Origin of the sequence: Microbacterium esteraromaticum, assembly GCF_016907315.1 — a bacterium.
In the GTDB taxonomy this organism is placed as follows: Bacteria; Actinomycetota; Actinomycetes; order Actinomycetales; family Microbacteriaceae; genus Microbacterium; species Microbacterium esteraromaticum.
Map to the genome: position 1 here is coordinate 1250175 of NZ_JAFBBS010000001.1, position 15325 is coordinate 1265499.

14 protein-coding genes are annotated in these 15325 nt (G+C 69.8%); 3 read left to right on the plus strand and 11 right to left on the minus strand.

Going from position 1 to position 15325, the window contains the following annotated elements; translation table 11 throughout:
• Positions 1 to 4: 4 nt before the first annotated feature.
• Complete coding sequence (locus JOE67_RS06245; RefSeq protein WP_204974632.1) at positions 5 to 1426, minus strand: sulfatase family protein; 1422 nt, start codon at positions 1424 to 1426, stop codon at positions 5 to 7.
• Between the two features lie 128 nt (positions 1427 to 1554).
• Here JOE67_RS06245 and JOE67_RS06250 point away from each other — a divergent pair, with 128 nt between their 5' ends.
• A complete protein-coding gene (locus JOE67_RS06250; RefSeq protein WP_204974633.1) occupies positions 1555 to 3969 on the plus strand; it encodes a polysaccharide lyase 8 family protein in 2415 nt (804 codons plus the stop codon).
• A gap of 84 nt (positions 3970 to 4053) precedes the next feature.
• Here JOE67_RS06250 and JOE67_RS06255 read toward each other — a convergent pair whose 3' ends face one another.
• The 6 genes from JOE67_RS06255 to JOE67_RS06280 form a co-directional block, all read right to left on the minus strand.
• Positions 4054 to 7506 (minus strand): bifunctional proline dehydrogenase/L-glutamate gamma-semialdehyde dehydrogenase, encoded by a 3453-nt coding sequence (locus JOE67_RS06255; RefSeq protein WP_204974634.1) that lies wholly within the window; start codon positions 7504 to 7506, stop codon positions 4054 to 4056.
• 122 nt (positions 7507 to 7628) lie between these two features.
• A complete protein-coding gene (locus JOE67_RS06260; protein ID WP_204974635.1) occupies positions 7629 to 7925 on the minus strand; it encodes a hypothetical protein in 297 nt (98 codons plus the stop codon).
• A gap of 5 nt (positions 7926 to 7930) precedes the next feature.
• Complete coding sequence (locus JOE67_RS06265; protein ID WP_204974636.1) at positions 7931 to 8212, minus strand: hypothetical protein; 282 nt, start codon at positions 8210 to 8212, stop codon at positions 7931 to 7933.
• A complete protein-coding gene (locus tag JOE67_RS06270) occupies positions 8209 to 8583 on the minus strand; it encodes a hypothetical protein (RefSeq protein WP_204974637.1) in 375 nt (124 codons plus the stop codon). Before JOE67_RS06270 ends, JOE67_RS06265 begins: the two co-directional genes overlap by 4 nt.
• Positions 8576 to 9208: a hypothetical protein gene (locus JOE67_RS06275; RefSeq protein ID WP_204974638.1), complete on the minus strand. Its 633-nt coding sequence runs from the start codon at positions 9206 to 9208 to the stop codon at positions 8576 to 8578. The genes JOE67_RS06270 and JOE67_RS06275 overlap by 8 nt, the downstream gene beginning before the upstream one ends.
• A complete protein-coding gene (locus JOE67_RS06280; protein WP_204974639.1) occupies positions 9208 to 9909 on the minus strand; it encodes a WXG100-like domain-containing protein in 702 nt (233 codons plus the stop codon). The genes JOE67_RS06275 and JOE67_RS06280 overlap by 1 nt, the downstream gene beginning before the upstream one ends.
• A 142-nt stretch (positions 9910 to 10051) precedes the next feature.
• On the opposite strand from JOE67_RS06280, the gene JOE67_RS06285 reads away from it, so the two are divergent.
• On the plus strand, positions 10052 to 10945 hold the full coding sequence (locus JOE67_RS06285; protein ID WP_204974640.1) for a LysR substrate-binding domain-containing protein: 894 nt from the start codon (positions 10052 to 10054) through the stop codon (positions 10943 to 10945).
• Between the two features lie 32 nt (positions 10946 to 10977).
• The gene (locus tag JOE67_RS06290; RefSeq protein ID WP_204974641.1) at positions 10978 to 11613 is read left to right on the plus strand and encodes a DUF6226 family protein; all 636 of its coding nucleotides are present in this window, start codon (positions 10978 to 10980) and stop codon (positions 11611 to 11613) included.
• Position 11614: 1 nt separating this feature from the next.
• On the opposite strand, the gene JOE67_RS06295 is transcribed toward JOE67_RS06290, so the two are convergent.
• From JOE67_RS06295 to JOE67_RS06310, 4 genes are all read right to left on the minus strand, one after another.
• A complete protein-coding gene (locus JOE67_RS06295) occupies positions 11615 to 12550 on the minus strand; it encodes a DNA-methyltransferase (protein WP_204974642.1) in 936 nt (311 codons plus the stop codon).
• Between the two features lie 107 nt (positions 12551 to 12657).
• Positions 12658 to 13707, minus strand: coding sequence for a lipoate-protein ligase LplAB (locus JOE67_RS06300; protein ID WP_204974643.1), 1050 nt, complete (start codon positions 13705 to 13707; stop codon positions 12658 to 12660).
• A gap of 41 nt (positions 13708 to 13748) precedes the next feature.
• A complete protein-coding gene (pnuC, locus tag JOE67_RS06305; RefSeq protein WP_338041520.1) occupies positions 13749 to 14456 on the minus strand; it encodes a nicotinamide riboside transporter PnuC in 708 nt (235 codons plus the stop codon).
• Between the two features lies 1 nt (position 14457).
• The gene (locus JOE67_RS06310) at positions 14458 to 15321 is read right to left on the minus strand and encodes an alpha/beta hydrolase (RefSeq protein ID WP_204974644.1); all 864 of its coding nucleotides are present in this window, start codon (positions 15319 to 15321) and stop codon (positions 14458 to 14460) included.
• Positions 15322 to 15325: the final 4 nt, after the last annotated feature.

Consider the following 15325-nt stretch of genomic DNA (forward strand, 5'->3'; position numbering starts at 1 on the left):
CCCGTCAGGCCCTGACCCGGCAGGCCCTGACCGCTGACTCGGGGTAGGTCGCGGCGAGAGCGTCGCGGCCCGCCCATGCGTCTCCGGTCTCGTCGAGCATGCGCATCAGCGCGTCGGCGAGCAGCGCGGCGGCGGGGTCGTCCGGCCTGCTGTCGAGCTCGAACGGGTCGCGCCGGAGCTCGAAGTACTCGACCTCCAGCCCGTCGGACGGATGCCAGGTGGCCACGATCTTCTCGTCGCGCGTGCGCAGTCCCCTGGCGCTCGTCGGGTCCGAGCGTGCGGGGTACCGCAGGTACAGGGCGGCATCGCTCGGGTCTCCCTCGCGGGCGGATGCGGACGTCGCGAGGAGTGCGGCTGAGCGGTCGCGCCCTGCCATCCGCGGATCTCGCGTCGTGACACCGGCGAGCCCCAGAATCGTCGGCGCGAAGTCGAGCGAGTCGATCAGCACGTCGGCCTTCCCCGCCGGGACGAGCCCCGGAGAGTGCACGATGAGCGGAAGGCGCATCGACTCCTCGTACGCCACGTTCTTGTACATCAGCCCGTGACTGCCCAGCTGCATGCCGTGGTCGGAGGTGAACAGGATGACCGTCGGGCGTGCACCGCCGCGCCTCTCCACTGCGGCGGCGAGCCGGCCGACCTGCTCGTCGACACCTGTGACGGCGGCGAAGTAGTCGCGCGCGATCGCCGCCGCCTCGGCACTCGCCTCGGTGCCCCACGGCACATTTGGGCGCGTGAGCAACGAGCGCTCGTCGAATTCGGCGTACATCCCGCGATAGCGCTCGGGCACCTGATCGAACGGCTGGTGCGGAGGATTGAGCGACAGCATCAGCGCGAACGGCTCGGCATCGTCGAGTCCGGCGATGTGCTCCACGGCGATGTCGGTCTCGTGCTCGGCCGACCAGCGGTCGACATCGACGCGCTCGTGCCGGCCGGCACCCGCGGTCCAGTAGTGCGGGGCGAGGTGCCGATCGGCCGCACCGTAGGAGTACCAGTAGTCGAAGCCGAACCGTCGGGCGGGCGGCGACCAGGCATCCCAGACCTTCCCGTCGTCGCGACGCCCCTCGCCCGACTGCTCGTCTTCCGCTGTCGGCGGTTCAAGATGCCACTTGCCGATGTAGCCGGTCCGGTAGCCGTGGTCGCGCAGGATGCTCGCCCACGTCGGCAGTCCGTCTCGCAGCCCCACGCCGTCGAGAGCCGACTCGGAGTGGACGTTGAGCGTGACCCCGTTCACCTCGGGCCGCATGCCGGTGAGGAACATGGCGCGATGGGGGCTGCACACCGGATAGCAGCTGACCGCCTGACGCGCCAGGCAGCCCGTGTCGGCGAGACGATCGAGATTCGGGGTGCTCACCGGGTCTTCGCCGAGGATGCCGAGGGCTGCGGCCCGGAACTGGTCTGACATGACCACGAGGATGTTCGGTCGCATCGGCTGCTCCTCCCGTGCTCGCGCGGTGCGAGTCGTGCTCATTCAAGGCGCCGCGAAGATGAGGAATCAACATTGATTCCTCATCTTCCGCGCTCCTAACCTCGCTGCCAACGACCGAAGGAGTTCGAATGTTCACCCCCACTCGCCGCACCGTCCTGCAGCTCGGCGGCTTCGCCGTGGCGTCGGCCCTGCTCCTCGACGCGAGCCGCCCTCTGACCGCAGCCGCGTCGCTGCACCCCCTCGCCGTCGGCTCCGCCGAGATCGAGGCGCTGCGCACCCGGTGGGTGGAGACGCTGACCGGGCGCAGCATCATCGCGGGCTCGCCCGCGACCTTCGCATCGGCCATCGCCCGGCAGGACAGGGGAACCGATGCCCTGCTGGCGAAGATCAGCCCGACATCGACCCGCTACTTCTCGGACCAGGACTGGTCGATCGGCGCCACCGACATCGCGAAGTCGAACGCGATGCGCATGAACTACTCCGGCATCCAGACGCTCGCTGTCTCCTGGTCGACGCCGGGCTCGAAGCACGAGGGCTCCCCCGCCGTTCTCGACGCCGCACTGCGCGGACTCGCCCACATGCACGAGCGGATCTACAACCCCGGCACGTCGTGGTGGGGCAACTGGTGGTCGTGGAACATCGGAGCCGCACAGCCGCTGGCGAACACGATGGCCCTTCTGCACGACGAGCTCGACCAGGCCGAGATCGAGAAGTACTGCACGGCCATCGACCATTTCCTGCCCGACCGCGACCCGCGCATGCAGCAGCACCCGACCGGCCCCAAGGAGTCCGACGGGGCCAACCGCGTCGATATCTGCCAGGCCATCATCGTGCGGGCGATCGTGCAGCCCGACCCCGAACTGCTCCGTGCGTCGGTAGCCGCGCTGAGCGACACCTGGCAGTACATCACCGAGGGCAACGGCTTCTTCCGCGACGGCTCGTTCGTGCAGCACTCCACGATCGGCTACACCGGCACCTACGGCCTGGTGCTGCTGGGCGGGCTCGCGAAGATCTTCGCTCTTCTGGCGGGTACGGCCTTCGACGTCACGGACCCGAGCAGGGCGAATGTCACGGGAGTCGTGGAGGGGTCCTTCGCACCGCTGATGTTCCGCGGGCAGATGATGGACGCCGTGCGCGGACGCGCTGTCGCCCGGTACGCCGAGCGCAGCATGACCAACGGCAACGATCTGATCGAGCACACGCTGCGCCTCGCGCAGTCGGCCGACACCGCCACGGCCGCGCGCTGGCGCGGGCTCTGCCGGCAGTGGATCGAAGGCAACCCCGCCGCGAGCATCACCTCGACGACGAACATCGTTCGCCTCTCCCTGGTCACCGAGCTGCTGGGCTCCGATACGGCCGCCGTGGCAGACCCGACCGGACCACGGCTCTTCCCCGCCATGGACCGGCTCGTCCACCGCGGTGCCGACGGCTCCTGGGCCCTCGCGGTCGCGATGTGCTCGAACCGGATCGCCTGGCACGAGGGCACCGAGGCCGAGAACTTCGAGGGCGTCAAGACCAGTCAGGGCATGACATACCTGTACCTGCGAGGCGACGAAGACCACTTCGACGATGAGTTCTGGTCGACCTCCGATCTCAGTGCGCCTCCCGGCACCACGGTCGACCTGACCCCGCTGCCGCGCAACCCGGAGGGCGAATGGGGCGAGCGCACGCCCGCCAACGACTGGACCGGAGGCGTCGTCTTCGAAGACACCGCGCTGGCAGCGATGCATCTGGTCGCGCCAGGAGGGACGGGCCTCGTGGCGCGCAAAGCCTGGTTCACCCTGCCGGATGCCTACGTCGCGCTGGGCACCGGCATCTCGACGGACAGCGAGGGCGAGGTGCGCACCACGATCGAGCACCGCAACCTCGGCACCTCCGCGCGCCGCCTGCTCGTCGACGGTGCTCCCGTGACGACGCAGAAGACCGTGGCCGGCGCACGATGGGCGCACCTGGAGGGCGTGGGAGGATACGTGCTGCTCGACGGCTCCGCCGACCTGATCGCGAGCGTCGCCGAGCGCGAGGGAACCTGGCGGCGCAACAGCACGAACGCGGCAGCGGGAACGGACGTGCTGCAGCGGCGCTGGTACGGAACGCTGAGCGTCTCGCACGGCGTGGGAGGTTCGGCAGGCGGCGGGTACGCCTACGCCGTGCATCCGGGCGCCGATCCGGAGACGACCGCGGCCGCCGCCCGCTCCCCTCGCGTCCTGGTGCTGCGCAACGACGAGGTGGCTCAGGCGATCCGGCACTCAGGGCACGTGACGGCGGCCACCTTCTGGGCGGCCGGATCCGCAGGAGGGCTCGGCGCCGATCGCCCCGCCTGCGCCATCGCGCGCATCACTCCCGGCATGGTGCGGATGTCGGTGAGCGATCCGACTCAGGCAGCCGCGACGCTCGTGATCGACGTCGCAGCCACTGACGTCACGCGGGTGCAGGGCGCCGACGCCGGGCGCGTCGCGCTCACTCGCCGCGGCGATGGCATCCGTCTCACCATCGACACCTCCGGCACAGCCGGCACGACCCTGCAGTTCTCCCTGCACCGCTGACCGGCGGGCGGCGCCATCCCCCAACCAGAGACGCACCCCCGGATGTCTCCGGAGGTGCGTCTCTGAGCTTTCAGCGGATGCGGGTCAGCGCACCGGCTCGAGAAGCGGGATCTCGTAGCGGTGCGGGGTGCCGAAGCGGTGCGCGGTGATCGACACGGCCTGCTCGCGCAGGAAGGTCAGCAGCTCGACGCGGCCGGCCGAGACGACCGGGTTGGCGTAGATCGCGAGGCTGGGCGAGCCCTCGACCGCGGTCGCCGTCTCGAGCACATCGGCACCGATCAGGCGCACGCGGCCGCCGGCAGCTGCCAGGCGCTGGGCGTGGGATGCCCAGGCGGCGGCGTCTTCGGTCACCACGACGACGTCGTGCGCGCCCAGCCAGGTCACCACCGGCGCGGGCAGCGCCGAGGCCGTGCTGACGGTGACGCGGGCCCGCAGGCGCGCACCGGCGGCCGCGACGCGCAGCAGCTCGGCGACGCGAGCGCCCTCGAAGCGGATCGCGACGGGCAGAGCCTGGTAGCGCAGCGCGTTCTGCTCGGTGACGAGGCCCGTGGCGTCGCGAACCACGCCGAACTCGGCGGCGACGGCGTCGATGTCGGTGGCCAGCGCACCGCGCAGCCACTCGGCGTCAGCGCCCTCGACGAGCTCGACGGCCGACGATGCGAGGGCGTCGAGCTTCGTGCCGGTCTGCACGGGGGCATCCGTCCACTCCGACAGACCCACGAGGTAGTTCGGGCCACCGGCCTTGGAGCCGGCGCCGACAGCCGCCTTCTTCCAGCCGCCGAACGGCTGACGCTGCACGATGGCGCCGGTGGTGCCGCGGTTCACGTAGACGTTTCCGGCCTGGATGTTCGCGAGCCACTGCTGCACCTCGTCGGTGTCGAGCGAGTGGATGCCGCTGGTGAGGCCGTAGTCGATGTCGTTGACGATGTCGATCGCCTCGGTCAGCGAATCGGCGGTCATCACGCCGAGCACCGGGCCGAAGTACTCGACCTTGTGGAACTCGCTGCCGCGCTTCACGCCGTCGCGGATGCCGGGGCTCCACAGCTGGCCGGCCTCGTCGAGCTTCTTGGGCTCGAGCATCCACGACTGGCCGGGGTGCAGCTCGGTGAGGGCGCCGAGCAGCTTGCCCTCGGCGGGCCCGATCAGCGGGCCGATGCGGTTCGTGCCGTCTTCGGGCATTCCGACCTCGTAGGCGCGCACGGCGTCGACGAGCTGGCGACGGAAGCGCTCCGACTTCGCGACCGACCCGACGAGCACGACGAGCGACGCGGCAGAGCACTTCTGGCCCGCGTGACCGAAGGCCGAGTAGGCGACGTCCTTCGCGGCGAGGTCGAGGTCTGCCGACGGGGTGACGATGATGGCGTTCTTGCCGCTGGTCTCAGCGAGCAGGGGCAGGTCGGCGCGGAAGCCGCGGAACAGCTCGGCCGTCTCGAAGCCACCGGTCAGGATGACGCGGCCGACGGCCGGGTCGCTGACCAGCTGGGTGCCGAGCTCGCGCCCGTCGAGCTGAACGTACTGCAGCACGTCGCGGGGCACACCGGCCTCCCACAGCGCCTCGACCATGACCGCACCAGAGCGGCGGGCCTGGCGAGCGGGCTTGATGATCACCGGCGAGCCGGTGGCGAGGGCCGACAGCACGGATCCGGCGGGGATGGCGACCGGGAAGTTCCACGGCGGGGTGACGACCGTGAGGCCGACGGGCTGCATGACGGCGCCGTCGACGTCGGCGAGCTTCTTCGCGCTCTCGGCGTAGTAGTGCGCGAAGTCGATCGCCTCGGAGACCTCGGGGTCGCCCTGCTCGATGATCTTGCCTGCCTCGGAGCCCATGACCTCGAGCAGCTCGGCGCGGCGGGCTTCGAGGATGTCACCGGCGCGGTGCAGGATCTCGGCCCGGCCGGCGGCGCCGAGCGCACGCCAGGCCTCACCGGATGCGACGGCCGTGGCGATGCGGTCGGACACCTGCTGCGAGGTGCTGAGCGTGTTCGCGGCCACGGTCTCGTCGCCGAGGGTCGAGCCGACCATGCGCGAGCGGATCGCGTCGGCCCACGCGCGGTTGCCTGCGAGCGACGGGTCGGTGTCGGGGGTGTTGACGAAGCCGTCGCGGGCAGCCGGCTCTGCCGGCAGCTGACGGTTCTGCACGCGGTTGGCCGCGGGCACCTCGGTGGGGATCGTCTGGATGGATGCCAGGAAGCGCTGCTTCTCGCGCTCGAACAGCGCCGGGTCGGTGTCGAGGTCGAACACCGCCGACATGAAGTTCTCGTGCGATGCGCCCTCTTCGAGGCGGCGGATCAGGTACGCGATGGCGACGTCGAACTCGTCGGGGTGCACGACGGGCGTGTAGAGCAGCAGCGAGCCGACGGTGCGCTTGACGACCTCGGCCTGAGCGGTGGCCATGCCGAGCAGCATCTCGAACTCGATGCCCTGGGTGACCCCGCGCTTCTCGGCGAGAAGCCAGGCGAGGGCGATGTCGAAGAGGTTGTGGCCCGCGACGCCGATGCGCACATTGCCCACGTGCTCGGGGCGCAGCGAGTACTCGATGACCGCCTTGTACGACGAGTCGGACTCCTGCTTGGTCGACCAGGTCGCGAGCGGCCAGCCGTGGGTCTCGGCGTCGACGGTCTCCATCGGCAGGTTGGCGCCCTTGACGACGCGCACCTTGATCGGCGCACCGCCGTCTGCGACGCGGGAGGCGGCCCACTCCTGCAGGCGCATCATCGCCGAGAGGGCGTCGGGCAGGTATGCCTGCAGCACGATGCCCGCCTCGAGGTTCTTGAACTCGGGGCGGTCGAGGATGCTGGTGAAGACCGCGATGGTGAGGTCGAGGTCCTTGTACTCCTCCATGTCGAGGTTGATGAACTTCGCGCCGGCGGGGCCGCCCTTGGCGGCGATCCGGTACAGCGGCAGAAGAGCCTCGGCGGCATCGGTGACGGCCTCGTCGAATGCCCAGGGGCTGTGCGGTGCGACGGTCGACGACACCTTGATCGAGACGTAGTCGACGTCGTCGCGCTCGAGCAGGCGGCGAGTGCCCTCGAGTCGGCGCTTGGCCTCTTCACGGCCGAGGATCGCCTCGCCGAGCAGGTTGATGTTGAGCTTCACGCCCTGCGACTCGCGGATGTGCTTGATCGCGGCGCCGAGCTTCTCGTCGCGCGCGTCGACGATGAGGTGACGCACCATCTGGCGCAGCACGGCGCGGGCCGACGGCACGACGACGCCGGGCACGATGCCGGCGGCGAAGCCGCCGAGGCCGATCGCTCCGCGCATCGGCGCGGGCAGGAAGCCGGGGGTCAGCGGCACGAGCTCCTTGAGCTTCGCGGCTGCGACCTTGAGGTCTTCAGGACGCACGACGCCGTCGACGAAGCCGACCGTGAAGTCGAGGCCGTTCGGGTCGCGCAGCACGCCGGCGAGACGCTCGCCTGCGGCATCCGTCGGAACGTCGCGGCTCTCGACGAGCCACCTCCTGACGAGGGCGACGGCCTCGTCACCGAGGGCGGCGAGTTCGGCGATGGATGCTTCGTGAGCAGGCGCGGGGGAGGTCATTCCTACAGGATGCCGGTATCCACTCTGTAAGAAAAGCGATCATTCACGATGATGACCGTTCGGTTGCGTCGATGGATCGGGAGTCCGATCAGGCGCCTGGAACGGCGAGAGCGACGACGACTTCAGCGCGCGTTGTAGGTGAACGCCCAGTACAGCGCCGCGAGTGCGTCGTCACTGAGCTCCGGATGCCGGTCGGCCATCTGCGCGTGTGCCTTCCGCCCGCCTTCCGCGAGCGTGCTGACGGACCAGTCGACCTCGATCGCCATCATCTCGTCGACGATCGCCCGCACGCGAGCGAGTACGTCGGCCGCTTCAGCGCCGGCAAGCGCGACCACTGCGGCCTCATCGGCCTTGGGGAACGCCGAGCGTCCCTTCGCCAGGTACTCGACGATCGCCCGGCTGAGCGTGTCGCCTGCCACGTCGATCAGGCTCGCGGAAGGTCTGGAGGATGCGGGAAGTCGATACCCACCGCCGCTTCGAGCGCCTCGAGGTCGGGCAGTTCTTTAAGAGCATGCTCGCGGGAGATCACCTGAGGGAAGCTGAAGGCCCCGACCTCCCAGTACGCACCGCAGAAGCGGCAGCGCCGCACCTCGGCCATGTACTCGATGCTCTCGCCGATCGCGACCGGCTGCGCGGCCGGGGCGTAGGTGGCCCAGTAGCCCGAGCAGACCTCACACGACCCGGGATAGCGCCCGCCCGCGGTCATCGCGATCGGATCTCGTTCAGAAGCGCCTCGTCGATCGCGAAGCCCGTCGTCGGGGTGCGCACGAGAAGTGCGTGACCCGGCGCGACGCCGCGAACGACGTCGATACCCTTCATCGAGACGGCGTACTGCGCGAGATCTGTGGCGACTCGCACCGCCACGAGAGAATCGCAGACCAGCATGTGAGAGACGCCGTCGACGTCGACGAGCACGGGCTGCAACGGCCCCTTGGCAGGATCGCTGCCGCTCGGAACCACGACCACGGTATCGAGGAAGCCGTTGATCAGAGCATCGTGCTCCGCCTGCCCGCCTGCGGCCGCTTTCGCGGCGAGAGCGTCGATCAGCAGGGGCTCGGACCCACTCGGCTCAACCATAGATACCGAGAATATCCCACACGCCGCCCTCACCCAGCTGGAAGACGACAGTGCCTGGAGGGAGCGGCGTGCCGCCGTCGACCACGAACTCACGCGTGGCGTTGGGGTAGTGCACACCGTTGATGTTCACAGCCGTGTGGCCTCCGGGGAGGTAGTGCAGGAAGCCGCCCGCATCCTCAGAGGTCGGCAGTCTCTGCGGCAGGTGGTCGACCGGGATCATCGCACCGAAGACCGGCTGGCCCTTCATGGCCGCCTCGGTGACGTTCGGCGCCATGCCGCTCTCGATCGCGGCGTCGATCGGGCTCGACACGTTCACCGCATCCTCAGAGGGCATCATGAAGACCGCACTCCCCGGACGACCGAGAGTCGCGTTGTCGGCGGTGTAGTACTTCAGCTGATCCTCGCCGAAGAAGCGGACGCCGTGCGAGTACGACGGGCCGTTTCCGCCGCCGCCTCCGTTACCGCCCGGCGGATCGAACTTGTCGATGCCCCTGACCTGGTGCACCACGTTGTCGAAGTGGTCGGTGAGGTTGTCGGTCAGCTGGTGCAGCTTGTCGCGCGAGTGCGCGAAGCCGTCGAGCACCGCCTGTCGCAGCTCGCGGAAGATCGGCTTCAGGGCGCTCATCAGTCGTCGCCTCCGAAGTCCAGGGCCGAGAACTCGGCGAAGAACGTCGAGGTCAGCGTCTGGATGTCGGAACCGTGCACCTTCATCGTGCTCTGCGCGTCTTCGAGGGCCTGCAGGTCTGCCTGGAACTCGTCCGAGTCTCCGACGGATGCCTCGACCATGGGCGCATCGAGGATGGCGTCGATGACAGCGGGAAGCTGGGCGGCCATCGGCTCGATGACGGCGGGCGCCAGCTGGTTCAGCAGCTGCTCGACCGCGATGTCGACCGCGGCGTTGAGCAGCTTCTTCTTGATGATCAGCATGGGACCGGCGCCGACGGCGGTGATCGGGTTGGTCAGCATGCCCACGAGCGCGATCATCGTCGTCGTCACGTCGACGATGACCTTCATCTTGAGCGCGAAGATCGCCCCGGCGCCGACATCCATCGCGACCGCAGCCGGCGGCATGATGTCGATCAGCTTCTGCAGGTTCTGCGAGCGGTTCGTGTTCCAGGCGCTCATCGTCGCCGGCCCGGTCTTGCCCATCAGCGACGCGGTGAGCTCGCTGTTCATCTGGCGGTCGACGGCCTGCACGATGCCCTCGAGGTCGTCGCCGAAGTTGCGCACGAGCACGGCGCCCTTGCGCACCTCGTCCTCGTCGATATCGGGCCACTCGAATCCGAGCTTCTCCATGATCCAGACGAGTTCGTTCGGCAACATCATTCCCACGGCACAACCTCCTGGAGAACCGTATCCGGCCATAGGGGGCGCGCGCGATGGGGAGCACTCCCCATGCCGCCCTGCTCGCGCGAACCGCCGAATCTAGGATGTAAGGGTCCCGTCCGGCCGTAGAAAGCAGATCCCGGTGTTCGAACTCCGCCGCCTCCGGCTGCTGCACGAGCTGGCCCTGCGCGGCACGATCGCCGAGGTCGCGGCATCTCTGTCGTACTCCCCCTCGACCGTCTCGCAGCAGCTCGCGCTGCTCGAGAAAGAGGCGGGGGTGGCGCTGCTCGAGCCCGACGGCCGCCGGGTGCGGCTCACGCCGCAGGGCCGGATGCTGGCCGAGCACGCCGCACGTGCACTCGAACTCGATGAAGAGGCGCGCGCGGCGCTGACCGCCCATGCGGGCTGGGAGCCGGTGCGCATCGCCGCCATGCCCACCGCGGCGCAGACGATCGCACCCGCCGCGCTGACACTGCTGGCCGAGCGCGAGCCCGCGCTGCGGGTCGAGCTCGCGGAGCTGCCTCCGGAGGAGAGCCTGTTCGAGCTCTGGGCGCGCCGCTTCGACCTGGTGATCGCCGAGCAGTACCCGGGCCAGACCCGTGAGCAGCGCGATGGCGTCGTGCACGAGCTTCTCGGCGAGGACCCGATCCGCATCGTGCTGCCGCCGTCCGAGCATCCGCTCCCCCTGCATGAGCTGCGTGATCGCGCCTGGGTGATGGAGCCCGAGGGAACAGCGGTGCGGCAGTGGACGGTGCAGCAGTGCCGGGCCGCCGGGTTCGAACCCGACGTGCGGTTCGAGGCCGCCGATCTCACCGCCCACGTGCGGCTCGTGGCATCCGGCCATGCCGTGGGCATGCTGCCCGACCTGATCTGGGGTGACGAGCCGAGCCCGCTCACCGTCGCCGAGCTGCCGGGTTCGCCCGTGCGCGAGGTGTTCACCGCGGTGCGCGCCGCCTCACGTTCGCACGAGGCCGTCGATCTCGTCCGCACCGCCCTGCGCGACGCCTTCGCCGCCCACCGCCGCGTCGCGCCCTAGCCGAACCGCCGCGTCAGCGCGAGGATGGACGCATGCCCTCGTACCTGCGCCCTGCCGTCGCGCCGCCGGTCTTCCGCGACGACGACGGCCGCGTGATCAAGTACGGGCGACGCTGGGCCGACTCGCCTCCGGAAGACAGCTACTCCGTCGACCGGAACCCCGAGCGCTTCGCACCGCTGCACACGATCGCCGACGCGCTCATCGACCACCTTCTCGCCGAGTACGACGCGGAGGCTGACGACGGCCTCGAGGTCGCGGCGGACCTGATCCGCCCTCACCCCGATGTCGTGCGCGCCGTGCGGATCCGGTCGCGCGACCCTGCCTGTGCGGCGCTGACCTTCGTGTTCACCGGGTATCCGGGCATCCTGCTGCACGCCGGCGTGCTGCACGACTTCTTCTACCCGGCCTGCGGATGCGAGGCCTGCGACGAGGAGTGGTCGGCCGGGGCCGACGACCTCGAGGAGCAGGTCCTCGCCGTCGTCACCGGGAACTTCCGCGAGAGCATCAGCGCCGGGCATCGCCCGTGGATCGACTCCGAGACGGTGTTCCCCAACGGATCGAGCTCGAGCCAGTCGCGCGGCGAGGACGTGCCGCCCGAGCGCCTCGCCGCGGCGGTCCAGGCTCTCGCAGGCCGGACGGGCGCGTGGGCGCCGGCGCCTCGCGGCTGAGTCAGACCGCGCGCACTCCGGCGTGCGGCATCCGCTCGCGCATCACGCGGATCGCCTCGGGGTTGTCGTCGACGAGCACGGCGTGCCGTCCGAGCCCCGACGCGACGGCTCCCGTGGTGCCAGAGCCGGCGAACAGGTCCAGTACGCGATCGCCGGGCCGCGATGACGCCTGCACGATGCGCCGCAGAATGCCCTCGGGCTTCTGGGTCGGATAGCCGGTCTTCTCACGCCCTGTTGTGGGCACGATCGTGTGCCACCAGACGTCGGTGGGCAGCTTGCCCCGCGCGGCCTTCGCCGCTGTCACGAGGCCGGGGGCCATATAGGGCTCGCGGTCGATGTCGTCGGCGTTGAACACGTGCCGCCCGGGGTTCTTGGCGTACACCAGGATCGTGTCGTGCTTGGTGGGCCAGCGGCTGCGCGACTTCGCGCCGTAGTCGTACGCCCAGATGAGCTCGTTCAAGAAGCAGTCGCGCCCGAAGACGGCATCCATCATCACTTTGGCGTAGTGCGCCTCGCGGTAGTCGAGGTGCAGGTACAGGGTGCCGTCGTCGGCCAGCAGCCGCCATGCCTCTTCCAGCCGCGGCATGAGGAAGTCGCCGTAGTCGTCGAAGCGGTCGTCGAACGTGCGCAGCATGCCCCGAACCCGCTCGTACGAATGCCCGTGGAACCCGTAGCGGATCTCCTTCTCGGCATCCGGCTGTTCAGAACTCCGGAGATCCGTCTCCGATTCGGCGGGTTCGGCGGCCGGGGGGGCCGAATCGGCGGAGATCTCCGGAGTTATGACCAGGCGCCGGGCGGTGACGACCTCACGGCCGCGGATGCGGCCGGTGTTGAACGGAGGGTCGAGGTAGACCAGGGTGAACGATCCGGATGCCAGCGATGCGGCCGCCGCGAGGTTGTCGCCCTCGATGATCTCGACCGTGCCGGGCTGAGCCATGTGCTCCTGGCGCGGAGTTGTGCGCTTCGCGCGGACGGATCTCGCGGATTCTTCCGCGGCAGGCGCACTTCTCCGCGCGGAGCGCTCGCCCTCCGGAGCCGTCACACTCACGGAACCCGGTGCAGCCACGCGTCGGTCGCGAACTTGCTCTCGACCAGCGCCTCGGCCTCGGCGTACTCGTCGGCGGTGATCGCGCCGTCCTCTGCGCCGGTCAGCGCCCGGAACGTGGCCTTGAAGCGCTCGATGATCTCGGCGCGCTCCATGCCGGTCTGCGTCCGCAGCGGGTCGACGCGCTTGGCGGCCGATGTCGTGCCCTTGTCGCTGAGCTTCTCGCGGCCGATGCGCAGCACCTCGGTCATGGTCTGGCCGTCGATGTCGTACGAGATGGTCGCGTGGTGCAGCACTCCCCCGTTGGCCAGGCGCTTCTGCGCGGCGCCGCCGATCTTGCCGGTGGGCGAGGCGATGTCGTTGAGCGGCTGATAGGTGGCCTCGATTCCGATCGAGCGCAGCGCGTGCAGCACCCAGTCGTCGAGGAAGGCGTACGAGTCGGCGAAGGTCATGCCCTGCACGAGAGAGGCGGGCACGTACAGCGAGTAGGTGATGATCTGACCGGCGGCCATCATCATGGCGCCGCCGCCCGAGATGCGGCGCACCACGTCGAAGCCGTGCCTGGCCGCGCCGTCGGGGTCGACCTCGTTGCGGTACGACTGGAACGACCCGATCACCACAGCCGACTCGTCCCACTCCCAGATGCGCAGGGTGGGGCGACGCCGGCCCTCTCCGACGCGCGAGGTGAGCACCTCGTCGAGCGCGAGGTTCATGCGGGGCGAGACGGCCTTCTCGTGCACGATCTCCCAGTCGAAGTCGCGCCAGCCTGGTGCGGTCACGAGGGCGCGGCGCACCACGGTGCCGACGGCCTCGGGCGAGAAGCCGAGCAGCTGGGCTCCATCGGGCAGTGCTGCGCGCACGGCGGCGGCGATCGTGGCGACATCCGCCTCGACGGGCATGCCCTCGACAGCGGCGTTGATGGCCTCGAGAGCCGTGTCGGGTTCGAGGAAGAAGTCGCCCGCGAGGCGGAAGTCGCGGATCAGTCCGTCTGCGACCTCGAGGTCGACGACGACGAGCTTTCCACCGGGAACCTTGTACTCACCATGCACCCTTCGATCTTAACCGCGCGCCCGTCGCAGATCGCCGGGCTTCACCCGCGCGCGCCCCGCACCGTCGGATCGGGCAGGTCGGTGTCGATACGAGGTTTGGCCCCGCGCGATGCGCGCATCCACACGAAGAACCCGACGATCGTGAACGCGCCGTAGAAGAGGTACATGAAGGCGGTGGCGTAGTAGCCCGCCGAGAACAGCAGCGGCACGCCCACGGCATCCACCGCCACCCAGATCAGCCAGAACTCGACCCAGCCCTTCGCCATAGCCCAGGTCGCCAGCAGCGACCCGACGAACGTCCACGCGTCGCTCCACACGGGCTCGTACGAACCCAGCATCCGGAACAGGGGCGTGAGCGCAGCCGTCCCCGCCACCAGGGCGACGACCAGCAGCAGCCGGGTGCGGCCGGACGCCCACCGCGGCGTCACGGCATGACCGTCGCTGTCGCGGGCCTGGCGCCAGCGCACCCATCCGTAGACCGACACGGCGATGAACATCACCTGCCGCCCGGCTTGACCGATCAGGTTGGCGGCGTGCTCGGTGCCGAACAGGCTGCCGAGGAAGACGGTGAGCAGCAGCAGGTTGCCCACGATGCCCACGGGCCACGCCCACAGCCGGCGGCGCATCGCGCCGAGCGCGCTCGCGAGTCCGAAGGCGTTGCCGACCACCTCGCGCACGAGCAGCGCCGACGAGCCGATGGCGATCTGCGCATTGAACGCGTCGATCAGCCACTGCAGAACGACGCCCACCTCAGTTCTTCGCCGGGATGCGCGCGTCGAGCCACGCGAGCAGATCTGCACGCACCTCGTCCTGCTGCAGCTCGTTGAAGATCTCGTGGCGCGCGTCCGGGTAGACGAGGGTGGTCACGTCGTCGAGGCCCGACCGCGTGCGGTAGGCATCGGCGAGCTTGTGCACGCTGCGCGGACCGCCGACCGGGTCGTCGCGGCCGACCATCAGCAGCACGGGGATCTGGCGCCCGAGGTTGCGCTTCGGCAGCCCGTACAGGCGCGCGGCCTCGATCGGGCCGAAGAGCGTGAGCAGCGGCACCTCGGTGGTCAGCGGGTCGTCGTGGAACGCCGCCCACACGGCCTCGTCGCGCGAGAGCCATTCGAGGCCATCGGCGTCCGGCCCCTTCCACCGTGCGTTGAGCGGCGCGGCGTTGAGATCGCGCGGGGTGCGCAGGGCAGAGCCCGACAGGACGACCGCGTCGTACGCCTCCGGATGCTGGTTCAGCAGCATCTGCGACAGGAACGACCCCCACGAGTGCCCGAGCAGGACCAGCGGCAGGCCGGGGCGCTCTGAGCGGATGATCTCGGTCAGCTGCCAGCACGCGGCGACGGCCGCGCGAAGACCTCCTGGTCCGAGTCGGCCGAGCTTCGCAGGACCGCCGTGCTGCCGGATGCCCGTGCGCCCGTGCCCGCGGTGGTCGTCGGCGTATACGTGGAACCCGGCGCCGGTCAGCGCCTCGATCGTGCGCACGTAGCGTCCGGCGTGCTCGCCGACGCCGTGCAGCAGCTGCACGACGCCGCGGGCGGTTCCGACCGCTTCGTAGACGTCGTAGACGATGGCGATGCCGTGGGCATCGACGAACTCAGCGGTGCGAGGGGCGGCCATGCGT